The following is a 21,748-nucleotide window of genomic DNA, read 5'->3' on the forward strand; positions in this document are numbered from 1 at the left end:
TTGGCGACGGCATAAGCGAGGAAACGAATTCTGGTTTCGCCCGCATCTGGCGGGCACAAGGAAAAGACATGTGGAATCTTCTGGTTCAGACCTTTACCTGGTGGAACGGTCAGACGATGGGCACCCGTTTTGCGACCTGGCGTTTCGGCAAGCGCGTCGGCGAGGATGAATTCGGCAACGTCTATTATGAAGGCGGCATGTCGTCCTACGGTCTGCCGAAGCGCTGGGTGATCTATAAGGGCTATGCCGATGCCTCCGCCATCCCGCCGGGCTGGCATGGCTGGATGCATCATCGCACCGATGTTCCGCCGTCCAAGGAAAACTACGTCCCCAAGGAATGGCAAAAGGGGCATCGCCCGAACTTCACCGGTTCTTCGCAGGCCTACCGTCCGCCGGGCTCCATCGCCGTTCCGGGCGAGCGTCCGCGCGTCACCGGCGATTACGACGCCTGGACGCCGGGCAACTGAGACGGCTCGACCGGGCGACCTCAGCCCGGCTTTTGGCCACAATTGACCTTTACCCGCAGGTTGGCCGCGCTTGACCGCGGTGTTGAACTGAAAATGTCTGGAGACGGGTACACATGAAGCTCTTCACGCGGAACATCGTCCTGCGTGCCGCCGGGTCGCTGCTGGCGCTCTCGGCCCTGCTTCCGCCGGTTGCGGCAAATGCTGCACGCATCGAGAATCCGGTTGCCGTCTTCTCCGGCCTGGACAAGATCACCGGCCGCATCACCACCTTCGACGTCTATGTCAACGAGACGGTACAGTTCGGCGCGCTGCAGGTGACGCCGAAAGCCTGTTATTCGCGGGACCAGGCCGAAGCCCAGAAGATCGACGGTTTCGTCGAGGTCGACGAGATCACTCTCGACCGCAAGATCCGCCGCATCTTCACCGGCTGGATGTTTGCCGCCAGCCCCGGCCTCAACGCCGTCGAGCATCCGATCTACGACGTCTGGCTGAAGGACTGCAAGACCAGCTCGGACGTGCCGGCGCCTGACGGCACCAAGGCGACAGCGCGCTAAAACGTTTCGACACCTTGGTATCAGCGCGTCTTTTTGAGACGCGCAAGAGACGCCGCAAGTCTTTGATCCGCGTATCGCGCACCTACGCGGTCGGTGTTTTGTTCCTCTTGAAGAGGCCCTTGGCAAAGCGAAGCGCCCCGCCAAGCACGACAACGACGAGGATGCCGGCTTTTTTGAAGAAGACAAGCGCAAGCGCCAGCAGTCCTGCCTTTGCGGCAATCTTGGCGCCTGCGCCTGCCGCGATCATTCCTGCCATGCCGTAGGCCGCGATCTTGTCGCCGTCAACATAGTCGCCATAGGCCATTCCCTTGTCGAACTGCACGAGCGTCGTGACCGTCGGAATGACCTCCTCAATCTCCCTCAGCTGTCCGAGTCCGGCAACGAAGTCGAATTCAAACACACCCCCGCGACCGAACACGCGCACGGAATAATTCAGCGTGTGCTCAGCTTGCGTGTCGTTGCCGAAAACCAGATCGCGCGCCCAGTGCATTGCATGCGTCGGCTTGTCGTAGCGCGGTGCCGAAGCCCAGCCGACAAGGGTGATCTTCGGGAAGCCTTGCTTTTCCCGCTCGGGATTCTTTTCGCTGATCGAATCCTTGATGCTCTGCAACAGTTCGTCGTAATTCGTCGTGGCGGCATCGCCGTCCGAAACATAACCGTCGCCGCTATATTCCACGATCGATCCCCAGGATCCCGGGTCGGTCGGCGCGTATTTCGCCGGGAAGATCATGCCCATCGTTCCCTCGGCCGCTGCCGGAGGATTTCCCCAGATATCGACAAGCACCGTCTTCGCATCGGCAGGGCTGAGATAATAGAAGTCGGCAGGCACGTTCAGCGTTGCCTTGGCCTCCGGCAGCTTGATCACTCCCTGCTGAAAATCGAGCTTTTCCAGCAGTGGTTTTTCTGCGTCGGTAAAGTCGGTCCTGTTGGCGAACATGTCCTGGTAAGGACGTGCGCCGGCCTGAGCTGTAAACAAGGTGAAAAGGATTGCGGCTGCAAAATATCGTTTCAAAATTCTATCCCCCGTTGCGTTCGCGAACCTAATGAAATCGGTTCGAAAATCAACGCCAGGGTGAAACGATCTGGCTTAAAACTTAAGGTGCGGTGAATCCATCGCCGCGGCAAGCATCCCGGCATAATCAGCCTTGGGAACGTCGATCGCTCCGAAGGTCTTCAGGTGCTCGGTGGTGAACTGCGTGTCGAGCAGGGTGAAGCCCTTTTCCCTAAGCCGCTTGACCAGATGCACGAGGCAGATCTTCGAGGCATCCGTCCGGCGCGAAAACATGCTTTCGCCGAAGAAGGCCGAGCCGAGCGAGACGCCGTAGAGGCCGCCGACCAGCTCATCACCGTCCCAGGCTTCGACGGTATGGGCGTGGCCCATGTCGAAGAGTGTCGAATAGAGCGATCGGATCGTCCGGTTGATCCAGGTGCTCGGGCGGCCGGAGGTCTCCTCCGCGCAGGCGGCAATCACCTGATCGAAAGCGTGATCGAAACGGATCTCGAAGGGTTTCCTGCGCACCGTTTTGGCAAGGCTCTTCGACACATGGAAATGGTCGAACGGCAGCACGCCGCGCAGTTCCGGCTCGACCCAGAAAATCTCGGGATCATCGGCAGATTCAGCCATCGGGAAGAGGCCGATGGAATAGGCGCGCAGGAGAATTTCAGGGGTAATGCCCGGTGACTTCCTGCGCGATCCTGCCATTCCTGCCCTATGCCGCCGGTGTGTTGGCGAGGTAGTCTTCCAGCCAGTGGATGTCGTAGTCGCCGTTGGCGATATCCTGGTTGGAGACGAGATCCTGGAACAGCGGCAGCGTCGTATTGATGCCGTCGACGACGAATTCGTCGAGCGCCCGGCGCAGGCGCATCATGCATTCGACGCGGGTACGGCCGTGCACGATCAGCTTGCCGATCAGGCTGTCGTAATAGGGCGGGATCTTGTAGCCCTGATAGGCGCCGGAATCGATGCGTACGCCGAGGCCGCCCGGGGCGTGGAAATGCGTGATCGTGCCGGGCGAGGGCACGAAGGTGCGCGGGTGCTCGGCATTGATGCGGCATTCGATGGCATGACCGGAAAAATGCACTTCATCCTGCGTCACCGAGAGACCGCCGCCGGAGGCGACGCGGATCTGCTCGTGCACCAGGTCGATGCCGGTGATCGCTTCGGTGATCGGATGCTCCACCTGCAGGCGGGTGTTCATTTCGATGAAATAGAACTCGCCGTTCTCGTAGAGGAATTCGATCGTACCGGCGCCGCGATATTTCAGCTTCTTCATGGCGTCGGCGCAGACCTGGCCGATCTTCATGCGCTGCTCGACGTTCAACGCCGGCGAATTCGCCTCTTCCCAAACCTTTTGGTGGCGGCGCTGCAGCGAGCAGTCGCGCTCGCCGAGATGGATGGCATTGCCTTCGCCGTCGCCGAATACCTGGATTTCGATGTGGCGCGGCTTGCCGAGATACTTTTCCATATAGACGGCATCATTGCCGAAGGCGGCTGCCGCTTCCGTGCGCGCCGTCGACCAGGCCTCGATCAGGTCGGCCTCGCTCTTGGCGACCTTCATGCCGCGTCCGCCGCCGCCGGCCGTTGCCTTGATCAGTACGGGATAGCCGATTTCGGCGGCCGTCTTCAGGGCATCCTCTTCGGTTTTCACTTCGCCGTCCGAGCCCGGAACGACGGGAATGCCGAGTTCCAGCGCCGTCGTCTTGGCGGTGATCTTGTCGCCCATGATGCGGATATGGTCCGCCGTCGGCCCGATGAAGGTGATGCCATGGGCTTCGAGAATATCGGCGAACTTGGCATTCTCAGACAGAAAGCCGTAGCCCGGATGCACGGCATCGGCGCCGGTGATCTCGCAGGCGGCGACGATCTGGTGGATGTTGAGATAGCTCTCGCGCGAAGACGGCGGGCCGATGCAGACACTTTCGTCGGCAAGGCGCACATGCATGGCATCGGCGTCGGCGGTGGAATGAACCACGACGCAGGCAATACCGAGCTCCTTGCAGGCCCGAAGCACGCGAAGGGCGATTTCCCCGCGATTGGCGATAAGGATTTTCGAAATCATGGGCATGGGCCTATTCGATGACGACGAGGGCTTGGCCGTATTCGACGGGATGTCCGTCATCGACGAGGATTTCGGTTACCTTGCCCGACTTCGGCGAGGGGATCTGGTTCATCGTCTTCATCGCTTCGATGATGATCAGTGTCTGGCCTTCCTTGACCGTCGCGCCGACTTCGATGAAGGGACGGGCGCCCGGAGCCGGCGCCATATAGACGGTGCCGACCATCGGTGCATTGACTGTATTGGCGGGGTTGCGGGCGGGAGCTGCCGCCGGGGCTGCACCTGCGGTTGCCGGAGCGGCGGCGGCGGGCGCGGCATAGGCCGGTGCTGCGATCGGCGCCTGGACGTATTGCGGGGTGCCGGCGCGCGAGACGCGGATGCGCAGGTCGTCCTGCTCGACCTCGATTTCGGTCAGATCGGTCTCGTTGAGGATATTGGCGAGATCGCGGATCAGTGCCTGATCGATGCCCGATTTCTTTTCAACCATGGTGTTGCCCTGTCTTCTTCTTATGCCGTGATGTTCTTCAGCGCCTGGAGCGCCAGGATGTAGCTGTGAGGCCCGAAACCGCAGATCACGCCCTTGCATGCCGGCGCGATCATCGATTTGTGGCGGAATTCTTCCCGTGCATGGACGTTGGATATGTGGAGCTCGATGACGGGAATGGAAATAGCGCGGATCGCATCATGCAGCGCAACCGACGTATGCGTGTAGGCGCCCGCATTGATGGCAACGCCGGCGGCCTTCTCGTCGGCCTCATGGAACCAGTCGACGAGCGTACCTTCGTGGTTGCTCTGGCGGAAATCGATGTCGAAGCCCAGTTCGCGGCCGGCGGCTTTGCAGTCCGCCTCGATGTCCTTCAGCGTCTTGCCGCCATAAATGCCGGGCTCTCGTTTGCCCAGCATGTTCAGGTTGGGGCCGTTCAGGACAAAAATCGTTTGCGTCATCGAATGTTCCGTAAAATGTACGACGGCAACCTATAGACTCCGCGAAGGCTGAATGAAAGCCCTTACGGATTGGCCAACAGGAATCGCGCCACATTTGTCCACATGGTTGAAACGCTTCGATTTTGGCGATTTGATGGGCGGCCGACGGGCCGCTGACCTGCTCAGCAGGCGGTCTTGCCGCAGCTGCGCATATTCTTGACCTTGGTTTCGAGATCGTCGAGACCGACGGCGCCCGGCACCAGTTCGTTACCGATCACATAAGACGGCGTGCCGCTGATGCCGAGACTGGAGGCAAGCTGGTAAGTGGCCTGGACGATGCCGTCATTCGGGCTCTTGGCCATTTCAGCGCGGATCTTGTCCTCGCTGACGCCGAGCGAAGCGGCAACCGCGGTCGCCGTTTCGTCCGAAGCGCGGCCCTCGCTGCCGAGCAGGGCGACGTGGAAATCGGCATATTTCTCCGGCGCCAGCTTGCGGAAGGCGTCGGCCACTTTGTGGGCGGCAACCGAATCCGGCCCGAGGATCGGAAACTCCTTGAGCACGAAGCGGACGTTCTTGTCCTTCTTCAGCATCGCCTGCATGTCGGGAAGCGCGTGACGGCAGTAGCTGCAATTATAATCGAAGAATTCGACGACGGTGACATCGCCCTTGGGATTGCCGAGCGTGACGTCGTTCTTCGAATCGAAGATGTCGGCGGTGTTCTCATCGATCGCCATATTGGCCTTCACCAGCCGCTGGGCTTCCTGCTTCTTCTGCAGCGCATCCTGGACATCGAGCATGATCTCGGGATTCTCGATCAGATATTGCTTGATGAATTCGCCGAACTCCTTCTTCTGCTGGTCATCGAGCGCTGCCGCCGGAAACGGAAGAGCGATCGATGCGGCAAGCGCCAGTGCGGTGAAGCTTTTCGAGAAGAAGGCCATGATATCCTCGTCATCGGCGATGTGGTCTTGGTCAAGAAGACCGTCGCCGGGTTATGGACTTGAATGCGTCGCGTCAAGGTACGGTGCGCCGAGTTCTGTTCAAACAGGAATTTTCACCCCCGTGCCGCCCTCGCGGGATTGTGATGAGCCGATTAATGCGGCAATTGTCTGGCCGTCATCGAAGAAGCCGAGCGAGAAGCGATCTTGTTTTCCATATCGAAACGCAGCGAAGTCGAGCCATTTCATGCCATGGACGTCCTGGCGGAGGCGACGAAGCGGCGCGCGAGCGGCCATCCGGTCATCTCGATGGCGGTTGGTCAACCCTCGCATCCAGCGCCTCAGGCGGCCCTTGCAGCAGCGCGTGAAGCCCTTGCCGAAGGCCGGATCGGGTACACCGACGCGCTGGGAACGGCACGGCTGAAATCGGCACTCGCCCGGCACTACAGGGATCGCCACGGCCTGGAAATCGATCCGACGCGGATCGCGGTGACCACTGGCTCCTCGGCCGGCTTCAACCTCGCCTTCCTGTCGCTCTTCGATGCTGGCGATGCGGTGGCGATCGCAAGACCCGGTTATCCCGCCTACCGCAATATTCTGGGCGCGCTGGGCCTGAGGGTTGTCGAGGTGCCGGTCACGGCCGAGACCCACTTCACGCTCACCCCTGAGAGCCTCGAGGCGGTGCAGAAGGAAAGCGGTGTGACGTTGAAAGGCGTGCTGCTCGCAAGCCCGGCCAACCCGACCGGCACGGTGACAGGCCGCGACGGGCTGAAGGCGCTTGCCGATTACTGCGCTGCCCATTCCATCGCTTTCATCTCCGACGAAATCTATCACGGGCTTACCTTCGCCGGCGAGGAGGCGAGCGCGCTCGAGCTGACCGACGAGGCGATCGTCATCAACTCCTTCTCCAAATATTATTGCATGACCGGCTGGCGAATCGGCTGGATGGTGCTGCCCGAGCACCTGGTGCGGCCGATCGAGCGGGTGGCGCAGAGCCTCTATATTTCCCCGCCAGAACTCTCCCAGATAGCCGCCACCGCCGCGCTCGGCGCCGGCGAAGAGCTTGACCGCTACAAGGCAAGCTATGCCGCCAACCGGGATTTGCTGATGCGGCGCCTGCCGCAGATCGGCCTTTCGATCGCCTCGCCGATGGACGGCGCCTTTTATGCCTATCTCGACGTCACCCGCTTCACCAATGACAGCATGGATTTTGCCAAACGCATGCTCGCGGAGATCGACGTCGCGGCAACGCCCGGTCTCGACTTCGATCCGCTGGAGGGACATCGAACCCTGCGTCTGTCCTATGCGGGCTCGCAAGCCGAGATCGCCGAGGCGGTGGAGCGAATCTCGGCCTGGTTGAAGTAGCAAGCTGGCACGCCAGCGGCTGCTCGCTCTCTATCGTCTAGCTGCGCGACGAAAACAGCGAGGCGAGGGTCGAGGCCGGCTTGTTGTTCAGCCGCGGCACCACCACGAGCTGCCTGATGTCGCCGCGTTTGTAGGCGGCGAGGAAGCGTTTGTAGTCCTTGAAGGAAACGCAGCCGTTGGAATCGCCGTTCTTGCCGAGCATATAGGTGTGGGCAAGCAGGCCGACGCGGTCATAGATGGCATCCGAGCCTTCGAGCGGCGTCAGACGTAGCGCCTCGACGCCATGGAAGAGACTTTCCCGCATGGTCAGGGCGTAGGTATGCGGCGGCGTCGGTCCACGCATCTTCTTGTTTGCAAAACGCGGATTGTCGCGCATCTTGCCGAGGCCGGAATGAGCTTCGAGCCTCTCGCCGTTCGGCAGATAGACGGTGCTGTTCTCGATGTCGTAGATCGCCACGCCGGCGCGCAGCTTCGGCGAGAAGACCGGCTTGTCGTAGCGCGGCACTGCGTCGTCCTCGTCGTCCTGGATCGGCGAGTTTGGCTGGGCGTAGGCAAGGGCAGGCTCGGCGCGCTGCGAACCCTTGGCGGTCGGCGCCGGTTTGCCGATAAGGCCGTCGGGACGCGCCATCGGCAGCGGCACGGAATCTTCTTCCGGCGTCAGCACGAGATCGAAAGGCGGCGCGTTATCCGCTGCGGCAACGACCACCGGTGCGGGTTGCGAGGCGGGAATTGACGCGGTTCTGACAGGAGATGCGGTTGGCTCGACCGGCGGCGGCGCGATCTGCTGGGATCCTGCATCGGCAAGCGCCAGCAAGGCCGGGAGTTCGGCAGCGGCGACGGCCTCCTTTGAGGGAACGATGATCCGGTCGCCATCATCTTCTACCGTCTCTGCCGAGGCGACCTCGACGGGCGGCGCTGTGACCACATCATCCTTGCGGAATTTGGCGCTGTCGGAAATCGCGGCGACCTCAGGCTGCTCGGCAGCTATGACAAGCCGATTGTGTTTTGTAAGCGCCGCCAATGCCGCTGCGGCAGCATTGGTCCTCTGCGCATGCGATTGGACGAGGTCGGCCGTCAGGGCGATGACCGGTTTGGCGTTGAAGGCGGCCAGCCGATCGGCTTTGCCGACATGGATCAGTCGTTCGTGCGTCGCCGGCTTGGGCTTCGGCGCCGATGCGACCTGCGTGAATTTTTCGGGCGGAGAAACGGGCGCGCCGATCGAATGCATCGTCGCCAAGGTGGCGATCAGCCATGTTGAGGTTAGGAATCCGGCGCCGACAACGCCGTAAAGAAAGCCACGAGATCTGCGCAAACGAACAGCAGATCCGCCAAGAGGGGTGACGTCATCGAACGTCCCGACCGCAAACGCCATACTACACTCGTCTTTCAAACTCGCTACGCAGGCCGGCGGCACTGACTGACTACACTTCGCCGGGGCCGGTAATGGCGCAAATGGGCCGAATTTAGACCACTCGCGACATCCGACTGTTTCGCAAGGATGACGAATTATGGTTTCTAATTTGTTTACGCGGCGTTGCGCTTTCTCACGACGTCTCAAAAAGAGATGCGTGGGGTCTTTCAGACGCGTTCCATCACATAACTTCCGGGCGCTGCCTCGATCGCGTTCAGCGCATCGCCGCCCGGTTTGCGCGCCGCAACGCGCCTGCCGTCATGGGTCTCGATCCAGGCCCGCCAATGCGGCCACCATGATCCCGGCGTCTCAGTCGCCTGCTCGATCCAGGTCTCGTACTCGCCCTTGGCCGGGCCGCCCGTCCAGAACTGGTACTTCTTCTTGTCGGGCGGGTTGACGACGCCGGCGATATGTCCCGAGCCGGTGACGACGAATTCCACCTTGCCGCCGAAGAACTGGCTGCCGAGGAAGACCGATTTGGCGGGGGCGATGTGATCCTCGCGGGTGGCGAGATTATAGACCGGGATCTTTACATCCTTCAGCGACACCGGCTTGCCGTCGAGGATCATCTCGTTGCGCGTCAGCGCGTTCCGGAGATAGCAGTTGCGCAGATAGAAGGCATGGTTTGCCGCCGCCATGCGGGTCGAATCGGCGTTCCAGAACAACAGGTCGAAGGGCAGGGGCTCCTGGCCCTTGAGGTAGCTGTTGACAAAATAAGGCCAGATCAGCTCGGAAGCGCGCAGCATGTTGAAGGCCATCGACATCTTCGAGCCGTCGAGATAGCCGGCTGCCTTCATATGCCCTTCGAGCGCTGCAAGCTGCTCCTCGTCGACGAACACCTTGAGGTCGCCGGCATGGGTGAAATCGACCTGTGTGGTGAAGAGCGTCGCAGTCTTGATGCGCTTGTTCTTCTCCTTGGCATGCAGCGCCAGTGTCGCCGCCAATAGCGTGCCGCCGACGCAGTAACCGACGGCGTTGACGTCCTTTTCACCGGTCGCCTTCTCGATCGTCTCAAGTGCGAAATCGATGCCCTCACGGGCATAGGCGGCCCAGTCCTTGTCGGCATGGCGCGCATCCGGGTTGACCCAGGAAATCACGAAGACGGTCTGTCCCTGGTCGACGCACCATTTGATGAAGGATTTCTGCGGATTGAGGTCGAGAATGTAGAATTTGTTGATCCAGGGCGGGCAGATCAGCAGCGGCCGCTTCAGCACAGTTTCGGTCGAAGCTTCGTACTGAATGATCTGGCAGATATCGTTCTGGGCAATCACCTTACCCGGCGTCAGCGCCATGTCGCGGCCGACGGCGAATTTCGTCATATCGGTCTGGCGAAGGCGAAGCTCTCCGTTTCCAGCTGCGATGTCCTCGGCAAGCATCTTCATCCCACGCACCAGATTTTCGCCGCCGGTCGCGATCGTCTCGCGGTAGAGCTGCGGATTGGTGGCGACGAAGTTGCTTGGCGAAAGCGCTGCCGTGATCTGCTTCACGTAGAATCCGGCCTTGTGCTTGGTGTGCTCGTCGATGCCATCGGTCTCCGAAACCAGCTTTTCGACCCAGTCGGTGGTGACGAAATAGACCTGGCGCAGAAAATCGAAGAAGGGGTTCTTCTGCCAGTCTTCGTCGGAAAAACGCTTATCCTTGCGGTCCGGTTCGGGAGTTACGGGCTCGCCCTGCATCCGCTGCATCGAGCGCATCCAGATGCCGAAGAACGACGACATCAGCTGCGTCTGTGCCTCGAAGGTGCGGCGAGGGTCGGCAATCCAGTATTCGGTGACCTTGGAAAGCGTCTTGACCATGTCGGTCATCGGATCGATGGCGGTTTCGCTGATCTCGCCGCGTTCGCGCGGCGCAAGCCAGGCTGAGGCAGCCTGTCCGAGATTCTCGAGCGCCCGGGCGAGATTCATCGCCATGGTCTCGGGATCCTTCAACAGATAGGGATCGAGATCGGTCGTGTCGAAACCGGCCTTGCCGCTATTCTTCTGGCCGCCATTCTCCTGCTTGCTGTCGGTCACCATTTCCTCCGGCGGCAGCACTGTTTTTATCCATTCGTTGTACATCGTGATCGAACGAGAAAACAAGTTCCACCCGCGCCGGCACATGCTATTGCTTTGTGGCTGCGACAAATTTAACAGTCGACGCAGTCAGAACTGGATTTTGAGGCATGACGAAGAACGGCATTCGGCGCATCGCAACCTTCAACCGCACCGCATTGATCTGCGCCGCGGCGGCGATGGCCCTTGCCGGATGCAATCTGACGGCGGAAGAAAAAGCCGCTGCCGCCGCCAAGCGAGCGGCGCCGACCGCTGTCGTCATGCCGGCCACCAAGGGCGATGCGGTCGAAGGCGGCCTGGCAAAGTCGCCGGACGGCTATCCGAATTTCGGCGCGCCGCTGACGGCCGCCAATGTCCAGATGAGCGACGAGCAGGCGGCCGAACTGCAGCATCAGCTGACGGCGCTTGGTGCCCAGCGCAAGGCCGGCACGCTCTCGGAAGCCGCATATCAGGCCAAGGTCGCCGAAATGCGCCGCCTTGCCGCCGAACATGGCACGGATACGCTCTCCGAAATCTCCAAATAGACCTTGCCTTTCAGGCAATTTGGACGCAAAGCCTTCCGGATGGATCGGAAGATACGATTTTCCCGATAATGCGCGTTACGCGGCCTTTCCGTCAAAGATTTGCCGCGTGGCTTAGGTCTGATGAATACGGCGTTGCGATTCTGAAGTTCGTGTCGCAGCCGCCGGGAGACGGAACGAACTTCGACTGCGGCCCGAAATGCCGCCTTTCCATGGGGAATGAAATGGAAGAGTTTCACAAAGTCCGGCGTTTGCCGCCTTATGTTTTCGAACAGGTCAACCGTTTGAAAGCAAGCGCGCGAGCGGGCGGGGCCGATATCATCGATCTCGGCATGGGAAACCCTGACCTTCCCACCCCCCAGTCGATCGTCGATAAGCTCTGCGAGGTCGTGCAGGACCCGCGCACGCACCGTTATTCCTCCTCCAAGGGCATTCCGGGGCTGCGCCGCGCCCAGGCGGCCTATTATGCCCGCCGTTTCGGCGTCAAGCTCAACCCGGATACGCAGGTGGTCGCCACCTTGGGTTCCAAGGAAGGCTTCGCCAATATGGCGCAGGCGATTACCGCGCCCGGCGACGTCATCCTCTGCCCGAACCCGACCTATCCGATCCACGCCTTCGGCTTCCTGATGGCGGGCGGCGTGATCCGCTCGATGTCGGTGGAGCCGGACGAGACCTTCTTCCCGCCGCTTGAGCGTGCGGTCCGGCATTCGATCCCGAAGCCCTTGGCGCTGATCCTCAACTATCCCTCGAACCCGACGGCCTTTGTCGCGACGCTCGATTTCTACAAAGACGTCATTGCCTTCGCCAAGAAGCACGACATCATCGTGCTCTCCGACCTTGCCTATTCGGAGATTTATTTCGACGACGTTCCACCGCCTTCGGTTCTCGAGGTGCCGGGCGCCATGGACATCTGCGTCGAGTTCACCTCGATGTCGAAGACCTTCTCCATGCCCGGCTGGCGCATGGGTTTTGCCGTCGGCAACGAGCGGCTGATCGCTGCGCTCACCCGCGTCAAGTCCTACCTCGATTATGGCGCCTTCACGCCGATCCAGGTGGCGGCGACGCATGCGCTGAACGGCGATGGTTCCGACATTGCGGAAGTTCGCAACGTCTATAAACGTCGCCGCGACGTCATGGTCGAAAGCTTCGGCAAGGCCGGCTTCGACGTGCCGCCGCCGGCTGCCACCATGTTCGCCTGGGCGAAGATCCCGGAAAAATTCCGTCATCTTGGTTCGCTTGAGTTTTCCAAGCTGCTGGTCGAGAAGGCTGACGTCGCCGTTGCCCCGGGCATCGGCTTCGGCGAGATGGGCGACGACTACGTGCGTCTGGCGCTCGTCGAGAATGAACACCGCATCCGCCAGGCTGCGCGCAACATCAAGAAGTTCATGTCGACGGCGGACGAGACGATGCATAACGTCATTTCGCTGAACGCGCACCGCTAATCCAACTTTAAAGGCAGCCGCGTCCCGCGGCTGCCCCCACACAGATATTTCAGGATCGATCCATGGCAGATGCCCTCAAAATCGGCATTGCGGGCTTGGGCACCGTTGGCGCCTCGCTAGTCCGCATCATTCAGCAGAAGAGCAACGAGCTTGCCGTCACCTGCGGGCGTCCGATCACCATCACGGCGGTTTCCGCGCGTGACAAGGCAAGGGACCGCGGCATCGATCTTTCCGCTGTCACCTGGTTCGATCGGCCGGAGGATCTTGCCGAAAAGGGCGATATCGACGTCTTCGTCGAGCTGATGGGCGGCGCCGAAGGGGCTGCCAACACCTCCGTCCGTGCCGCACTCCGGCGTGGTCTCCATGTGGTGACAGCCAACAAGGCGCTGCTTGCCTATCACGGCGTTGAGCTTGCAACGATCGCCGAGGAGAAGGGCGCGCTTCTAAACTTCGAAGCCGCGGTCGCCGGCGGCATCCCCGTCATCAAGGCGCTGCGCGAATCGCTGACTGGCAATGCCGTCTCGCGCATCTATGGCATCATGAACGGCACCTGCAATTACATCCTGACCAAGATGGAAAAGGAGGGGCTTTCCTTTGCGGAGTGCCTGAAGGAAGCGCAGCGGCTGGGTTATGCCGAGGCCGATCCCGCCTTCGATATCGAGGGCAACGATACCGCGCACAAGCTTTCCATCCTGACGACGCTTGCCTTCGGCAATAAAATCGCGGCCGACGACATTTATCTCGAAGGCATCACCAATATCTCGATCGAGGATATCCACGCTGCCGCCGAGCTCGGTTATCGCATCAAGCTCTTGGGCGTTGCCCAGCGCACCGATACCGGCATCGAGCAGCGCGTGCACCCGACCATGGTACCGGTGGATTCGGTCATCGCCCAGGTCGACGGCGTCACCAATGCGGTGGCGATCGAATCCGACGTGCTCGGCGAACTGCTGATGGTCGGCCCCGGCGCCGGCGGCAATGCCACGGCCTCATCCGTGCTTGGCGATATCGCCGATATCGCCAAAAGCCAGCCGGGCGCCCAGCGTGTGCCGGTGCTCGGCCACCCCGCCAAGGCGCTGGAGCCCTACCGCAAGGCGCGGATGCAGAGCCATGAGGGCGGCTATTTCATCCGCCTGACCGTGCTCGACCGCACCGGCGTCTTTGCCAGCGTCGCAACCCGTATGGCCGAAAACAACATCTCGCTGGAATCGATCGTTCAGCGCTCCCAACAGCATCTGGCGCCGTCGCACCACCAGACGATCATTCTCGTCACTCACGCGACGATGGAAGAGTCGGTCCGCAAGGCCGTCGCCTCGATCAAGTCCGAAGGTTATCTCTTCGGCGAGCCGCAGGTGATCCGCATCGAGCGGCCGAAAGACGGCTGAACCCTTTTCCCGTTTATGTGGAACCGTTTGAACCGCCCTGCCTCCACAGGGCGGTTTTTCTGTGATTTTTTCAGCCTTCCCTAACGGAAGTCTATATTAACAAATACCGAAATATTGATATAAATAAAACCACAGATGGTGAGTCGTCGGCGTGGAGAATTTCATGAGCAAGGACAGCCACGCCGATAAGGGGTATGGCCGCCCAAGCGAGGTGCCGCCGGAACGTCCTGAGATGCTTGGGGCAATTCTCAAGCCGACCTATCGTGAGATTCGTGAACAGGTCCCTGACGAGACTGATGGTGATGAGCACACCGAAGGCCGCAACTGGGCTATTCTCCTGACGCTGTTTTCGTTCCTGCTGGTGCAGCTGGCCGGCATCGCCATGATCATCTGGGCCGTGTTCTGGTAAAAATCCGTGTCTGCAAATCCGCCGCTATGTTATCTCCGCTGCTCCTGTAAAAAGAGCAGATGAAGTAAGCGGAGTGTGGCATGGCAGATCTCGTCGATCCGGTACAGCGAGCCTTTCTCGGCGTGGAGAAATCCGCGCTCGACAATCGCTGGGTCGCGCGGCTCGACCAGGCCGGCCAGAACCGGGCGCTCGCCATGTCGCAGACCCACGGCCTGCCGGATCTGATCGCCCGCGTGCTGGCCGGGCGCGGCGTGGCGGTGGACGATGCGATCGAATTCCTCGATCCGACCATCCGCGGCCTGATGCCCGATCCGCATAAGCTGACCGATTGCGAAAAGGCCGCGACCCGTCTGGTGAGCGCCATCGAGCGCGGCGAGAACGTCGCGATCTTCGGCGACTATGATGTCGACGGCGCCGCCTCATCGGCGCTGATGTTCCGTTTCCTCAGCCACTTCGGCGTCAGGGCGAACATCTATATTCCCGACCGCGTCTTCGAAGGTTACGGCCCCAATCCGGCGGCGATCAACCAGTTGATCGACAATGGCGCCCAGCTGATCGTCACCGTCGATTGCGGCTCCACCAGTCACGAGTCGCTGGCGGCGGCTGCCGCGCGCAATATCGATATTGTCGTCATCGATCACCACCAGGTGACACATGAGCTGCCGCCCTGCCACGCGCTCGTCAACCCGAACCGCGAGGACGATCTCTCGGGGCAGGGGCATCTTTGCGCCGCCGGCGTGGTCTTCATGGTGCTGGTCGCCACACTCAGGCTGCTGCGGGCTACCGGCAACAAGCGCATCCTGGCGATCGATCTCTTGCAATGGCTGGATATCGTCGCACTGGCGACGGTCTGCGATGTCGTGCCGCTGAAGGGCCTGAACCGCGCCTATGTGGTCAAGGGGCTGGTCGCCGCCAGGCATCAGAGCAATGCCGGGCTTGCGGCACTTTTCCGCAAGGCCGGCCTTGCCGGCCCGGTGACACCCTATCATTTCGGCTTCCTGATCGGGCCGCGCATCAATGCCGGCGGGCGGATCGGCGACGCCGCCCTCGGAAGCCGCCTGCTGACGCTCGATGATGCCGGCGAGGCGGAATTGATCGCCCAGCGACTCGACGAACTCAACCGCGAGCGCCAGGCCATGGAGGCCGTCATGCTGCAGGAGGCGGAAGCGGAGGCGCTCGCCGAATATGGCGACGGTGAGGGCGCCTCCGTCATCGTCACCGCCCATGAGAAATGGCATCCGGGCATCGTCGGGCTGATTGCGGCGCGGCTGAAGGAGAAGTTCAAACGGCCGGCCTTCGCGATCGCCTTCGATCCCTCCGGCCGCGGCACCGGCTCGGGCCGCTCGATCAACGGCTTCGACATGGGCCGGATGGTGCGGGCTGCGGTTGACGAGGGGCTGCTCGTCAAGGGCGGCGGCCACGCCATGGCCGCGGGCCTGACGGTCGAGCGCGCCGATCTCGGCAGGCTGAGAACCTTCTTCACCGAGAAGTCGGCAAAGACGGTGGCGAACCTCGTCGCCAACGAGACCTTGAAGATCGACGGGGCGATCGGCGCCAGCGGCGCCACGCTCGAACTCATCGACCGTCTGGAGGCGGCCGGTCCCTATGGCTCCGGCCACGCTCAGCCGCTCTTCGCCGTGCCGGCGCACCGGCTGCGCGACGCGCGCCTCGTCGGCGAGAAACATGTGAAGGTGACGATGGAGGCAATGGATGGATCGCGGCTCGACGGCATCGCCTTCCGCGCCGCCGATACGGCGCTCGGCAACCTGCTGCTCAACTCGCGCGGCGCCAGCCTCCACGTCGCGGGCTCGCTCAGTGCCGAACATTACCAAGGTGCGCGCCGCATCCAGTTGCGCCTCTGCGACGCAGCACCGGCGAAATAGGGCTGTCGCGCAAGCATTTGAAAGAAATGGAATTTAGAGAGAAGAAGTGGCACGCCCTAGGGGAGTCGAACCCCTCTTCCCAGAATGAAAATCTGGTGTCCTAACCGATAGACGAAGGGCGCTTCCTTCGTGGTGGCGCCCTTATAGTCAGCACCTTCGAAAGCCGCAAGCGCGAAGGCGTGAAAAAATCATGGTTTTCGCTGATTTTTTTCTGTTGTGGAAAACTGCGCCGCCGCGGGAAGGCGAAGCCTAGGAAAGATCGACGTTAGGATGGCTCCGTCGGATTGCACAACCAGACTGGTACGCCCTAGGGGAGTCGAACCCCTCTTTACAGAATGAGAATCTGTCGTCCTAACCGATAGACGAAGGGCGCAGGCAATTCAGTAAAATAGGAGCGTGCACCGGCTTATGCAAGCGGATGCGATGGCTTCTGTATGGAGAGAAAGTGGCACGCCCTAGGGGAGTCGAACCCCTCTTCCCAGAATGAAAATCTGGTGTCCTAACCGATAGACGAAGGGCGCTTCCTTCGTAGTGGCGCCCTTATAGTCAGGCGTTTTGAATCCCGCAAGCGGCAATTTCGGTTTTCTTTCAAAAAAATGACAAGAAATCCGAATGCGTTCGAAGAGCTGATTATGAAAGCTGAATCAATAGGCTGCCGGTTGTTTCTTTAACAAGACGAGGCGGCGCTGCCGTAACGTCATGCGCAATGCGCGCGGCCGTCAGATCGCTCTTGCAGTCGCCATGGGCGCGCGTTTGCCGCCGCAGCCCCAGTTCCAGTCGCGACTTTTGCCTGTGTCGAGATGAACCGAATCTGTGTGGCAATAGGTGCCGACGCCGCCGCGGTTCGGTAGAGAGCGGATATAGGCGGCGATATCCCATTTCGTCACGCCGTCGATCTGGATGTCGGCCGCCTCGCAGCTTTTGTGCATCGATTCGTCTGCGCCGCCGACCAGGCGGTTATGCTCTTCGTCGCGATAGCCTGAGGTGACGATAACAGGCCGGCCGAAATGGCTTTCGACCGTCTTGATCACGTTCAAGAGGTCGGGCTTGAAGCAGCCGACCTCGACCTTGTCGTTCTGGACATGCAGCCCGTTCGGCGCGATGCGCGTCATGCCGGGCAGGGCAGCCTTGTGCAGCAGGCCGGAGAGACTGCCGAGCAGGTTCTGCTTCGGTGCGCTGTAGAGCGCATTCATCGTCGGGGCCGGATTGCCGTCTGTCGCCAATGAGGCCGTTTGGACGGGCGCGAGCTGTGGGCTGCCATTCTGCGAGGATTGCTGCGGCAGCACCGGCTCCGCCGGCTGTCCTGATGCAGGTTGCTGGCTATAGACGCTGCTTCTCGCGGGTGCTGCACCTTGGACCGGTGCATAGGCCTGCGGCTGGATGACCGTCGACGTGCTGTTGTTCTGCGGCGCCGGCTGGTGGTCGGAAAAGATGCTCATCGCCTGCGCGTTGATCCGGGTCGACTGCAGCACGAGTCCTCCGATATTGGCCGGCGCTGCCGTTGCAGGATCGGCCGGTGGGGCAGGCGCGTTCGGATTCTGTGCAACCGCCTGGGGCGCGGCCTGGGCGCCGGAGACGTTGACGAGGCGAGGATCCGAGTACATCGAGCGTGGGGCAGGGCTTGCAGGCGCTGCCGCGGCAATCTGGGGTACTGCGGCTTGCGTCGCCGGGACAGCCGCGGCGGAATCGAGCGCCGTCTTGTCCGACGCGCAGCCGGACAGCGCCAGCACCGAAGTGGCGATCAGCAAAGCGCCCGTCAGGGGCATCCGCATCTCAATGTTAGACAAGCGACAGTCTCCGGTTGATGCGGAAAATGGCCGAACCGCCATCTTCCGCTTCGAGTCACCGGCAGATTGCCTGCGGGGCCGGATTGCGGCAAGCACCAAGGCGCCGGCCAGACCCGAATTCGCAAAAGCCGCAAGCCTCGCAAAAGCCTTGCGGAAAAAAGCCTTACCAGGCGCCGGTATTGCCCATCGAGGCCCAGGGTTCGGCGGCGGCCAGCGGGCTGCCCTTCTGCAGGATTTCGATCGAGATGCCGTCGGGCGAGCGCACGAAGGCCATGTTCCCGTCGCGCGGCGGCCGGTTGATGGTGATGCCGTTGTCCATCAGATTCTGGCAGGTTGCGTAAATATCGTCCACCTCATAGGCGAGGTGGCCGAAATTGCGCCCTCCGCTATAATCTTCCGTATCCCAGTTGTAGGTAAGCTCGAGGCAGGGCGCCTTTTCGCTGCGCGCACGGTCGAGATCGTCGCGGGCGGCCAGGAAAACCAGGGTGAAGCGTCCCTTCTCGTTTTCGTGGCGGCGAATCTCCTCCAGCCCGAACAGGGTGGTGTAAAAAGCGAGGGAGGTGTCGAGGTCTTTGACCCGAACCATTGTATGGAGATAACGCATTCTATCTACTCCTTTATTGGGGCTGGTCTTTTTCGGCGAGCTGAGGTCAGCTTCGGGCAAGTCATCTTTGGAAAATGTGCAGTTGGGAATAACCGAAAACTAGGACTTGCGCTTATCCGTTACCAAGATGTTAATCTTGATTTCAAGAATCAGTTAACCGTAACAGTGTGACGCGTATTCGAGGGGCTGGCGAAATGGCTGATAGGATTTCATCGAACGAATACTCCGACCTTGACGAGCTATCGGCAGAGGCGGTCGATCTTGTTGAAATCACCGGCGTCGTCAAGTGGTTCGACGTCGCAAAGGGTTTCGGCTTCATCGTGCCCGACAATGGCATGCAGGATGTTCTCCTGCACGTCACCTGCCTGCGCCGCGACGGTTACCAGACCATCCTCGAGGGAACGCGCATCGTCGCCCTCATCCAGCGCCGCGAGCGCGGCTACCAGGCTTTCAAGATCCTTTCGATGGATCAGTCGACTGCGGTTCATCCGTCGCAGCTACCGCCCGTGCGCACCCATGTGCAGGTCACCGCGACGAGCGGCCTTGAGCGGGCGCTGGTCAAATGGTTCAATCGAACCAAGGGCTTCGGCTTCCTGACGCGCGGCGAGGGCACGGAAGACATCTTCGTGCATATGGAAACGCTCCGCCGCTTCGGCCTGACGGAACTGCGCCCCGGCCAGGTGGTGCTCGTCCGCTTCGGCGACGGCGAGAAGGGCCTGATGGCCGCGGAAATCCATCCCGACATTCCGAGCCCGGCCAGCCGGTCTCATTGATATGCGCGGCCCAGTCCTGTTTCATGTGATCAGAAGCGCCATCCTGGCGCTTTTTTTCATGGTCGCCCTGCCGGCTCTGGCCGATGAGCAGGTGCGCTTCGACAAGGAACCGCTGCTCATCCAGACCGCGGCGGGCAAGGTGCTGCATTTCACCGTCGAGATCGCCTCGACACCCGATCAGCGCGCCTACGGGCTGATGTTTCGGAAAACAATGGCCGATGATGCCGGCATGATCTTCGATTTCGACGTACCGCGGCGGGTCACCATGTGGATGGAAAACACCATCCTGCCGCTCGACATGCTGTTTGCCGACGACACCGGCACGATCCGCCACATCAAGGAAAAGGCAGTGCCTTATTCGCGCGACATCATCGATTCGATGAGCCCAGTGAAATACGTCGTCGAACTCAACGCCGGCATCGCCGCCAAACTCGGAATCAAACCGGGCGACAGGATCGTCAGCGCCACGACAACGAAGAAGGCGAAGTGACGGGCGCGCACGCCCGACAATGCGGGCCGTGATGCGGCTGTCAACGTTCCAAGAATATCAGTTGAAAGATGGCGACCCCTGCAGGAATCGAACCTGCGACAACCTGCTTAGAAGGCAGGTGCTCTATCCAGCTGAGCTAAGGGGCCGTCCGGCGGTCGCGTTTCAGGGAGCGCGACCGGATGCGGCAGTTCTGGACGAGAAATCTCAATGCGTCCAGGGCTGTGTACGGGTATAGCGGAAATTATCCGGATAGGCGACAACCTGGCGAACCGGGTCCTTCGGCGCGATGACGCGGTATTCGATGCCGTTGCGCTGGGCGTAGGCTTCGGCCAGTTCCTGGCTTTCGAAAGTGAGTTTCACCTGCTGGCGCGTATCGCCGGAAGAGGTGTAGCCCATTATCGGATCGATTTTGCGCGGCGACTCCTGGTCGAATTCAAGCACCCAGAGATGGGTCTTGGCCTTGCCGGACTGCATGGCGGTCTTGGCTGGACGATAGATCTTGGCAGACATGACTGCGGCGTCTCCGACTATGCGGGCAGCGCCCGCCTTTCATGGTCTCAATCCCGTTGCCGGGGCCTTTGCTTCATCGCTAAAGACAGCGCAAAGAGATGAGTTTTGCTTATCCGCGAATCCTTGGTATTTCAAGAAAAAAGGCACTGTGCGCCGCCGCCGATCGCATCCCGACAATAAGGTAATGCTGCCGAAAATGGATATCGGCGACAGGCCGGCAGCGGAATCCTCTCCGTGTCCAGCCGCCGCTGAAGCCCACGGGGTCCGGCCGGTTGCGCGATATTACCGTCTGTCTAATGTTGTGATAACAACCTGATTGCCGCGGCAGGCCCTCGGCACTATTTACGGCTCAGTCAATTTTAGTGGATTTGCACTCATGATGAGACGTTCGGCGGAGTTCAATGCCATCGTGATAGGGGCTGTCATTACGGCTTTCTTTTACGTTGCCATCAGCTATGCCCAATATATCGGCCTGCTCGAACGCGGCTAAGGCAGCCTTCTCCTGACGCCCAGTTACGCCGGCAGGTACAAAATGGCAGCCCATCACGAATTTTCTCTATTCATCCAAATATCAGGCGGGAATCTGCTCCCAGGGCTGGATTTATGGGTTGCGACGGCGAAGTGAACCGTGTATCTCCCCGCCCACGGCACGGAGTGTAGCGCAGTCTGGTAGCGCATCTGGTTTGGGACCAGAGGGTCGGGAGTTCGAATCTCTCCACTCCGACCATTCAATTGAGCCTCACACACCAGGCAGAATGGCCGTTTGGTATGCCGTATATTGTCGTGTCTCTGCGGCTTGATCTCGGACCCGCACCCGGTCCCCATGTTTTGGATCTTGATCATTCGAAAGCGGGCGGCGTGGGTTCCGTGACGGACATCCAATGCACCCACACACTTGCCCCGCGATCCTTCAGTGTATCGAAAATATGCCTGGCGGGCGTGCCGGCAGTTGTGACTTGATCGTAAATCTCGTTGTCGAGAACTCTCACTTCCTTCAGCGCCGGCAAGTCGAGCAGAGCTTCGATGTGGTTTATGCCGGTACTGAGCCGCCGGTATTCCAGCCGCGGCAACGGCCTGATCCGTGCGAGGATAGGATGAGCTTTCGGCCTCGGCCCGTCGACCAGAAACGCTGGTGAAATCCCATTCACTTCAATAGGATGGAAGCGACCCTGCGGGCC

Annotated in this window: 23 protein-coding genes and 5 tRNA genes; 11 read left to right on the forward strand and 17 right to left on the reverse strand. The window is 60.7% G+C overall.

Features of this window, described 5'->3' with window-relative positions; all coding sequences use genetic code 11:
* The first annotated feature begins 68 nt into the window (after window positions 1-68).
* Window positions 69-467 (forward strand): NADH:ubiquinone oxidoreductase subunit NDUFA12, encoded by a 399-nt coding sequence (locus RLEG4DRAFT_RS18585; protein WP_003578953.1) that lies wholly within the window; start codon window positions 69-71, stop codon window positions 465-467.
* Between the two features lie 113 nt (window positions 468-580).
* Window positions 581-1,021 (forward strand): DUF2155 domain-containing protein, encoded by a 441-nt coding sequence (locus RLEG4DRAFT_RS18590; protein WP_003578955.1) that lies wholly within the window; start codon window positions 581-583, stop codon window positions 1,019-1,021.
* Window positions 1,022-1,103: 82 nt separating this feature from the next.
* Here RLEG4DRAFT_RS18590 and RLEG4DRAFT_RS18595 read toward each other — a convergent pair whose 3' ends face one another.
* From RLEG4DRAFT_RS18595 to RLEG4DRAFT_RS40925, 7 genes are all read right to left on the reverse strand, one after another.
* Complete coding sequence (locus RLEG4DRAFT_RS18595) at window positions 1,104-2,033, reverse strand: DUF2167 domain-containing protein (RefSeq protein WP_003578957.1); 930 nt, start codon at window positions 2,031-2,033, stop codon at window positions 1,104-1,106.
* A gap of 75 nt (window positions 2,034-2,108) precedes the next feature.
* The gene (gene aat / locus RLEG4DRAFT_RS18600) at window positions 2,109-2,723 is read right to left on the reverse strand and encodes a leucyl/phenylalanyl-tRNA--protein transferase (RefSeq protein ID WP_003578959.1); all 615 of its coding nucleotides are present in this window, start codon (window positions 2,721-2,723) and stop codon (window positions 2,109-2,111) included.
* Window positions 2,724-2,730: 7 nt separating this feature from the next.
* Complete coding sequence (gene accC, locus RLEG4DRAFT_RS18605) at window positions 2,731-4,086, reverse strand: acetyl-CoA carboxylase biotin carboxylase subunit (RefSeq protein WP_017960235.1); 1,356 nt, start codon at window positions 4,084-4,086, stop codon at window positions 2,731-2,733.
* 4 nt (window positions 4,087-4,090) lie between these two features.
* Window positions 4,091-4,564 (reverse strand): acetyl-CoA carboxylase biotin carboxyl carrier protein, encoded by a 474-nt coding sequence (accB, locus tag RLEG4DRAFT_RS18610; RefSeq protein WP_003578962.1) that lies wholly within the window; start codon window positions 4,562-4,564, stop codon window positions 4,091-4,093.
* Window positions 4,565-4,584: 20 nt separating this feature from the next.
* Window positions 4,585-5,022: a type II 3-dehydroquinate dehydratase gene (gene aroQ / locus RLEG4DRAFT_RS18615; RefSeq protein WP_003578965.1), complete on the reverse strand. Its 438-nt coding sequence runs from the start codon at window positions 5,020-5,022 to the stop codon at window positions 4,585-4,587.
* A 161-nt stretch (window positions 5,023-5,183) separates the two neighbouring features.
* Window positions 5,184-5,942 carry a DsbA family protein gene (locus RLEG4DRAFT_RS18620; RefSeq protein WP_003578967.1) on the reverse strand — a complete coding sequence of 253 codons (759 nt, stop codon included), beginning with the start codon at window positions 5,940-5,942 and terminating at the stop codon, window positions 5,184-5,186.
* A gap of 99 nt (window positions 5,943-6,041) precedes the next feature.
* Entirely contained in the window at window positions 6,042-6,188 is a 147-nt protein-coding gene (locus RLEG4DRAFT_RS40925; RefSeq protein WP_171898207.1) for a hypothetical protein, read from the reverse strand.
* Here RLEG4DRAFT_RS40925 and RLEG4DRAFT_RS18625 point away from each other — a divergent pair.
* Window positions 6,147-7,304 carry a pyridoxal phosphate-dependent aminotransferase gene (locus RLEG4DRAFT_RS18625; RefSeq protein WP_003578970.1) on the forward strand — a complete coding sequence of 386 codons (1,158 nt, stop codon included), beginning with the start codon at window positions 6,147-6,149 and terminating at the stop codon, window positions 7,302-7,304. The genes RLEG4DRAFT_RS40925 and RLEG4DRAFT_RS18625 overlap by 42 nt on opposite strands.
* Window positions 7,305-7,341: 37 nt before the next feature.
* Here RLEG4DRAFT_RS18625 and RLEG4DRAFT_RS18630 read toward each other — a convergent pair whose 3' ends face one another.
* Together RLEG4DRAFT_RS18630 and phaC are read right to left on the reverse strand one after the other, a co-directional pair.
* Window positions 7,342-8,676: a DUF2778 domain-containing protein gene (locus RLEG4DRAFT_RS18630; protein ID WP_003578972.1), complete on the reverse strand. Its 1,335-nt coding sequence runs from the start codon at window positions 8,674-8,676 to the stop codon at window positions 7,342-7,344.
* A gap of 206 nt (window positions 8,677-8,882) precedes the next feature.
* On the reverse strand, window positions 8,883-10,772 hold the full coding sequence (phaC, locus tag RLEG4DRAFT_RS18635) for a class I poly(R)-hydroxyalkanoic acid synthase (RefSeq protein ID WP_003578973.1): 1,890 nt from the start codon (window positions 10,770-10,772) through the stop codon (window positions 8,883-8,885).
* 104 nt (window positions 10,773-10,876) lie between these two features.
* Here phaC and RLEG4DRAFT_RS18640 point away from each other — a divergent pair, with 104 nt between their 5' ends.
* The 5 genes from RLEG4DRAFT_RS18640 (at window position 10,877) to recJ (ending at window position 16,406) form a co-directional block, all read left to right on the forward strand.
* On the forward strand, window positions 10,877-11,290 hold the full coding sequence (locus RLEG4DRAFT_RS18640) for a hypothetical protein (RefSeq protein ID WP_003578975.1): 414 nt from the start codon (window positions 10,877-10,879) through the stop codon (window positions 11,288-11,290).
* 221 nt (window positions 11,291-11,511) lie between these two features.
* A complete protein-coding gene (locus RLEG4DRAFT_RS18645) occupies window positions 11,512-12,729 on the forward strand; it encodes an LL-diaminopimelate aminotransferase (RefSeq protein WP_003578978.1) in 1,218 nt (405 codons plus the stop codon).
* Window positions 12,730-12,791: 62 nt separating this feature from the next.
* Entirely contained in the window at window positions 12,792-14,114 is a 1,323-nt protein-coding gene (locus RLEG4DRAFT_RS18650; protein ID WP_003578979.1) for a homoserine dehydrogenase, read from the forward strand.
* 163 nt (window positions 14,115-14,277) lie between these two features.
* Entirely contained in the window at window positions 14,278-14,523 is a 246-nt protein-coding gene (locus tag RLEG4DRAFT_RS18655) for a hypothetical protein (protein WP_003578981.1), read from the forward strand.
* Between the two features lie 80 nt (window positions 14,524-14,603).
* Entirely contained in the window at window positions 14,604-16,406 is a 1,803-nt protein-coding gene (gene recJ / locus RLEG4DRAFT_RS18660) for a single-stranded-DNA-specific exonuclease RecJ (protein WP_003578982.1), read from the forward strand.
* Window positions 16,407-16,453: 47 nt separating this feature from the next.
* Here recJ and RLEG4DRAFT_RS18665 read toward each other — a convergent pair.
* The 5 genes from RLEG4DRAFT_RS18665 to gloA all read right to left on the reverse strand — a co-directional run bounded on the left by RLEG4DRAFT_RS18665 (window position 16,454) and on the right by gloA (window position 18,797).
* A tRNA-Glu gene (locus RLEG4DRAFT_RS18665) sits at window positions 16,454-16,528 on the reverse strand.
* Window positions 16,529-16,704: 176 nt separating this feature from the next.
* A tRNA-Glu gene (locus tag RLEG4DRAFT_RS18670) sits at window positions 16,705-16,779 on the reverse strand.
* 73 nt (window positions 16,780-16,852) lie between these two features.
* Window positions 16,853-16,927 (reverse strand) — tRNA-Glu (locus RLEG4DRAFT_RS18675).
* A gap of 198 nt (window positions 16,928-17,125) precedes the next feature.
* Complete coding sequence (locus tag RLEG4DRAFT_RS18680) at window positions 17,126-18,193, reverse strand: D-Ala-D-Ala carboxypeptidase family metallohydrolase (RefSeq protein WP_003578984.1); 1,068 nt, start codon at window positions 18,191-18,193, stop codon at window positions 17,126-17,128.
* Window positions 18,194-18,356: 163 nt separating this feature from the next.
* The gene (gene gloA / locus RLEG4DRAFT_RS18685; RefSeq protein ID WP_003578986.1) at window positions 18,357-18,797 is read right to left on the reverse strand and encodes a lactoylglutathione lyase; all 441 of its coding nucleotides are present in this window, start codon (window positions 18,795-18,797) and stop codon (window positions 18,357-18,359) included.
* Between the two features lie 194 nt (window positions 18,798-18,991).
* On the opposite strand from gloA, the gene RLEG4DRAFT_RS18690 reads away from it, so the two are divergent.
* Window positions 18,992-19,570 (forward strand): cold-shock protein, encoded by a 579-nt coding sequence (locus tag RLEG4DRAFT_RS18690; protein ID WP_003573434.1) that lies wholly within the window; start codon window positions 18,992-18,994, stop codon window positions 19,568-19,570.
* Between the two features lies 1 nt (window position 19,571).
* Window positions 19,572-20,060 carry a DUF192 domain-containing protein gene (locus RLEG4DRAFT_RS18695; protein ID WP_003578989.1) on the forward strand — a complete coding sequence of 163 codons (489 nt, stop codon included), beginning with the start codon at window positions 19,572-19,574 and terminating at the stop codon, window positions 20,058-20,060.
* Between the two features lie 69 nt (window positions 20,061-20,129).
* Here the strand turns inward: RLEG4DRAFT_RS18695 and RLEG4DRAFT_RS18700 are convergent.
* Together RLEG4DRAFT_RS18700 and RLEG4DRAFT_RS18705 are read right to left on the reverse strand one after the other, a co-directional pair.
* A tRNA-Arg gene (locus RLEG4DRAFT_RS18700) sits at window positions 20,130-20,206 on the reverse strand.
* A 58-nt stretch (window positions 20,207-20,264) separates the two neighbouring features.
* A complete protein-coding gene (locus RLEG4DRAFT_RS18705) occupies window positions 20,265-20,570 on the reverse strand; it encodes an ETC complex I subunit (RefSeq protein ID WP_003578990.1) in 306 nt (101 codons plus the stop codon).
* A gap of 650 nt (window positions 20,571-21,220) precedes the next feature.
* On the opposite strand from RLEG4DRAFT_RS18705, the gene RLEG4DRAFT_RS18710 reads away from it, so the two are divergent.
* Window positions 21,221-21,297: transfer RNA gene (locus RLEG4DRAFT_RS18710), tRNA-Pro, on the forward strand.
* Between the two features lie 112 nt (window positions 21,298-21,409).
* On the opposite strand, the gene RLEG4DRAFT_RS18715 is transcribed toward RLEG4DRAFT_RS18710, so the two are convergent.
* Complete coding sequence (locus RLEG4DRAFT_RS18715; protein ID WP_003578994.1) at window positions 21,410-21,640, reverse strand: hypothetical protein; 231 nt, start codon at window positions 21,638-21,640, stop codon at window positions 21,410-21,412.
* Window positions 21,641-21,748: the final 108 nt, after the last annotated feature.

This window comes from Rhizobium leguminosarum bv. trifolii WSM2297, from assembly GCF_000271845.1.

Bases quoted from the DNA above. Each gene is read 5' to 3' on its own strand.
- RLEG4DRAFT_RS18640 (WP_003578975.1), top strand. From the start codon at position 10,877: ATGACGAAGAACGGCATTCGGCGCATCGCAACCTTCAACCGCACCGCA.
- accB (WP_003578962.1), bottom strand. From the start codon at position 4,564: ATGGTTGAAAAGAAATCGGGCATCGATCAGGCACTGATCCGCGATCTC.
- RLEG4DRAFT_RS18590 (WP_003578955.1), top strand. From the start codon at position 581: ATGAAGCTCTTCACGCGGAACATCGTCCTGCGTGCCGCCGGGTCGCTG.
- RLEG4DRAFT_RS40925 (WP_171898207.1), bottom strand. From the start codon at position 6,188: ATGAAATGGCTCGACTTCGCTGCGTTTCGATATGGAAAACAAGATCGC.
- RLEG4DRAFT_RS18650 (WP_003578979.1), top strand. From the start codon at position 12,792: ATGGCAGATGCCCTCAAAATCGGCATTGCGGGCTTGGGCACCGTTGGC.
- aat (WP_003578959.1), bottom strand. From the start codon at position 2,723: ATGGCAGGATCGCGCAGGAAGTCACCGGGCATTACCCCTGAAATTCTC.
- gloA (WP_003578986.1), bottom strand. From the start codon at position 18,797: ATGCGTTATCTCCATACAATGGTTCGGGTCAAAGACCTCGACACCTCC.
- RLEG4DRAFT_RS18645 (WP_003578978.1), top strand. From the start codon at position 11,512: ATGGAAGAGTTTCACAAAGTCCGGCGTTTGCCGCCTTATGTTTTCGAA.
- phaC (WP_003578973.1), bottom strand. From the start codon at position 10,772: ATGTACAACGAATGGATAAAAACAGTGCTGCCGCCGGAGGAAATGGTG.
- recJ (WP_003578982.1), top strand. From the start codon at position 14,604: ATGGCAGATCTCGTCGATCCGGTACAGCGAGCCTTTCTCGGCGTGGAG.
- RLEG4DRAFT_RS18630 (WP_003578972.1), bottom strand. From the start codon at position 8,676: ATGGCGTTTGCGGTCGGGACGTTCGATGACGTCACCCCTCTTGGCGGA.
- RLEG4DRAFT_RS18620 (WP_003578967.1), bottom strand. From the start codon at position 5,942: ATGGCCTTCTTCTCGAAAAGCTTCACCGCACTGGCGCTTGCCGCATCG.
- RLEG4DRAFT_RS18585 (WP_003578953.1), top strand. From the start codon at position 69: ATGTGGAATCTTCTGGTTCAGACCTTTACCTGGTGGAACGGTCAGACG.
- RLEG4DRAFT_RS18690 (WP_003573434.1), top strand. From the start codon at position 18,992: ATGGCTGATAGGATTTCATCGAACGAATACTCCGACCTTGACGAGCTA.
- RLEG4DRAFT_RS18695 (WP_003578989.1), top strand. From the start codon at position 19,572: ATGCGCGGCCCAGTCCTGTTTCATGTGATCAGAAGCGCCATCCTGGCG.
- RLEG4DRAFT_RS18705 (WP_003578990.1), bottom strand. From the start codon at position 20,570: ATGTCTGCCAAGATCTATCGTCCAGCCAAGACCGCCATGCAGTCCGGC.
- aroQ (WP_003578965.1), bottom strand. From the start codon at position 5,022: ATGACGCAAACGATTTTTGTCCTGAACGGCCCCAACCTGAACATGCTG.
- accC (WP_017960235.1), bottom strand. From the start codon at position 4,086: ATGCCCATGATTTCGAAAATCCTTATCGCCAATCGCGGGGAAATCGCC.
- RLEG4DRAFT_RS18655 (WP_003578981.1), top strand. From the start codon at position 14,278: ATGAGCAAGGACAGCCACGCCGATAAGGGGTATGGCCGCCCAAGCGAG.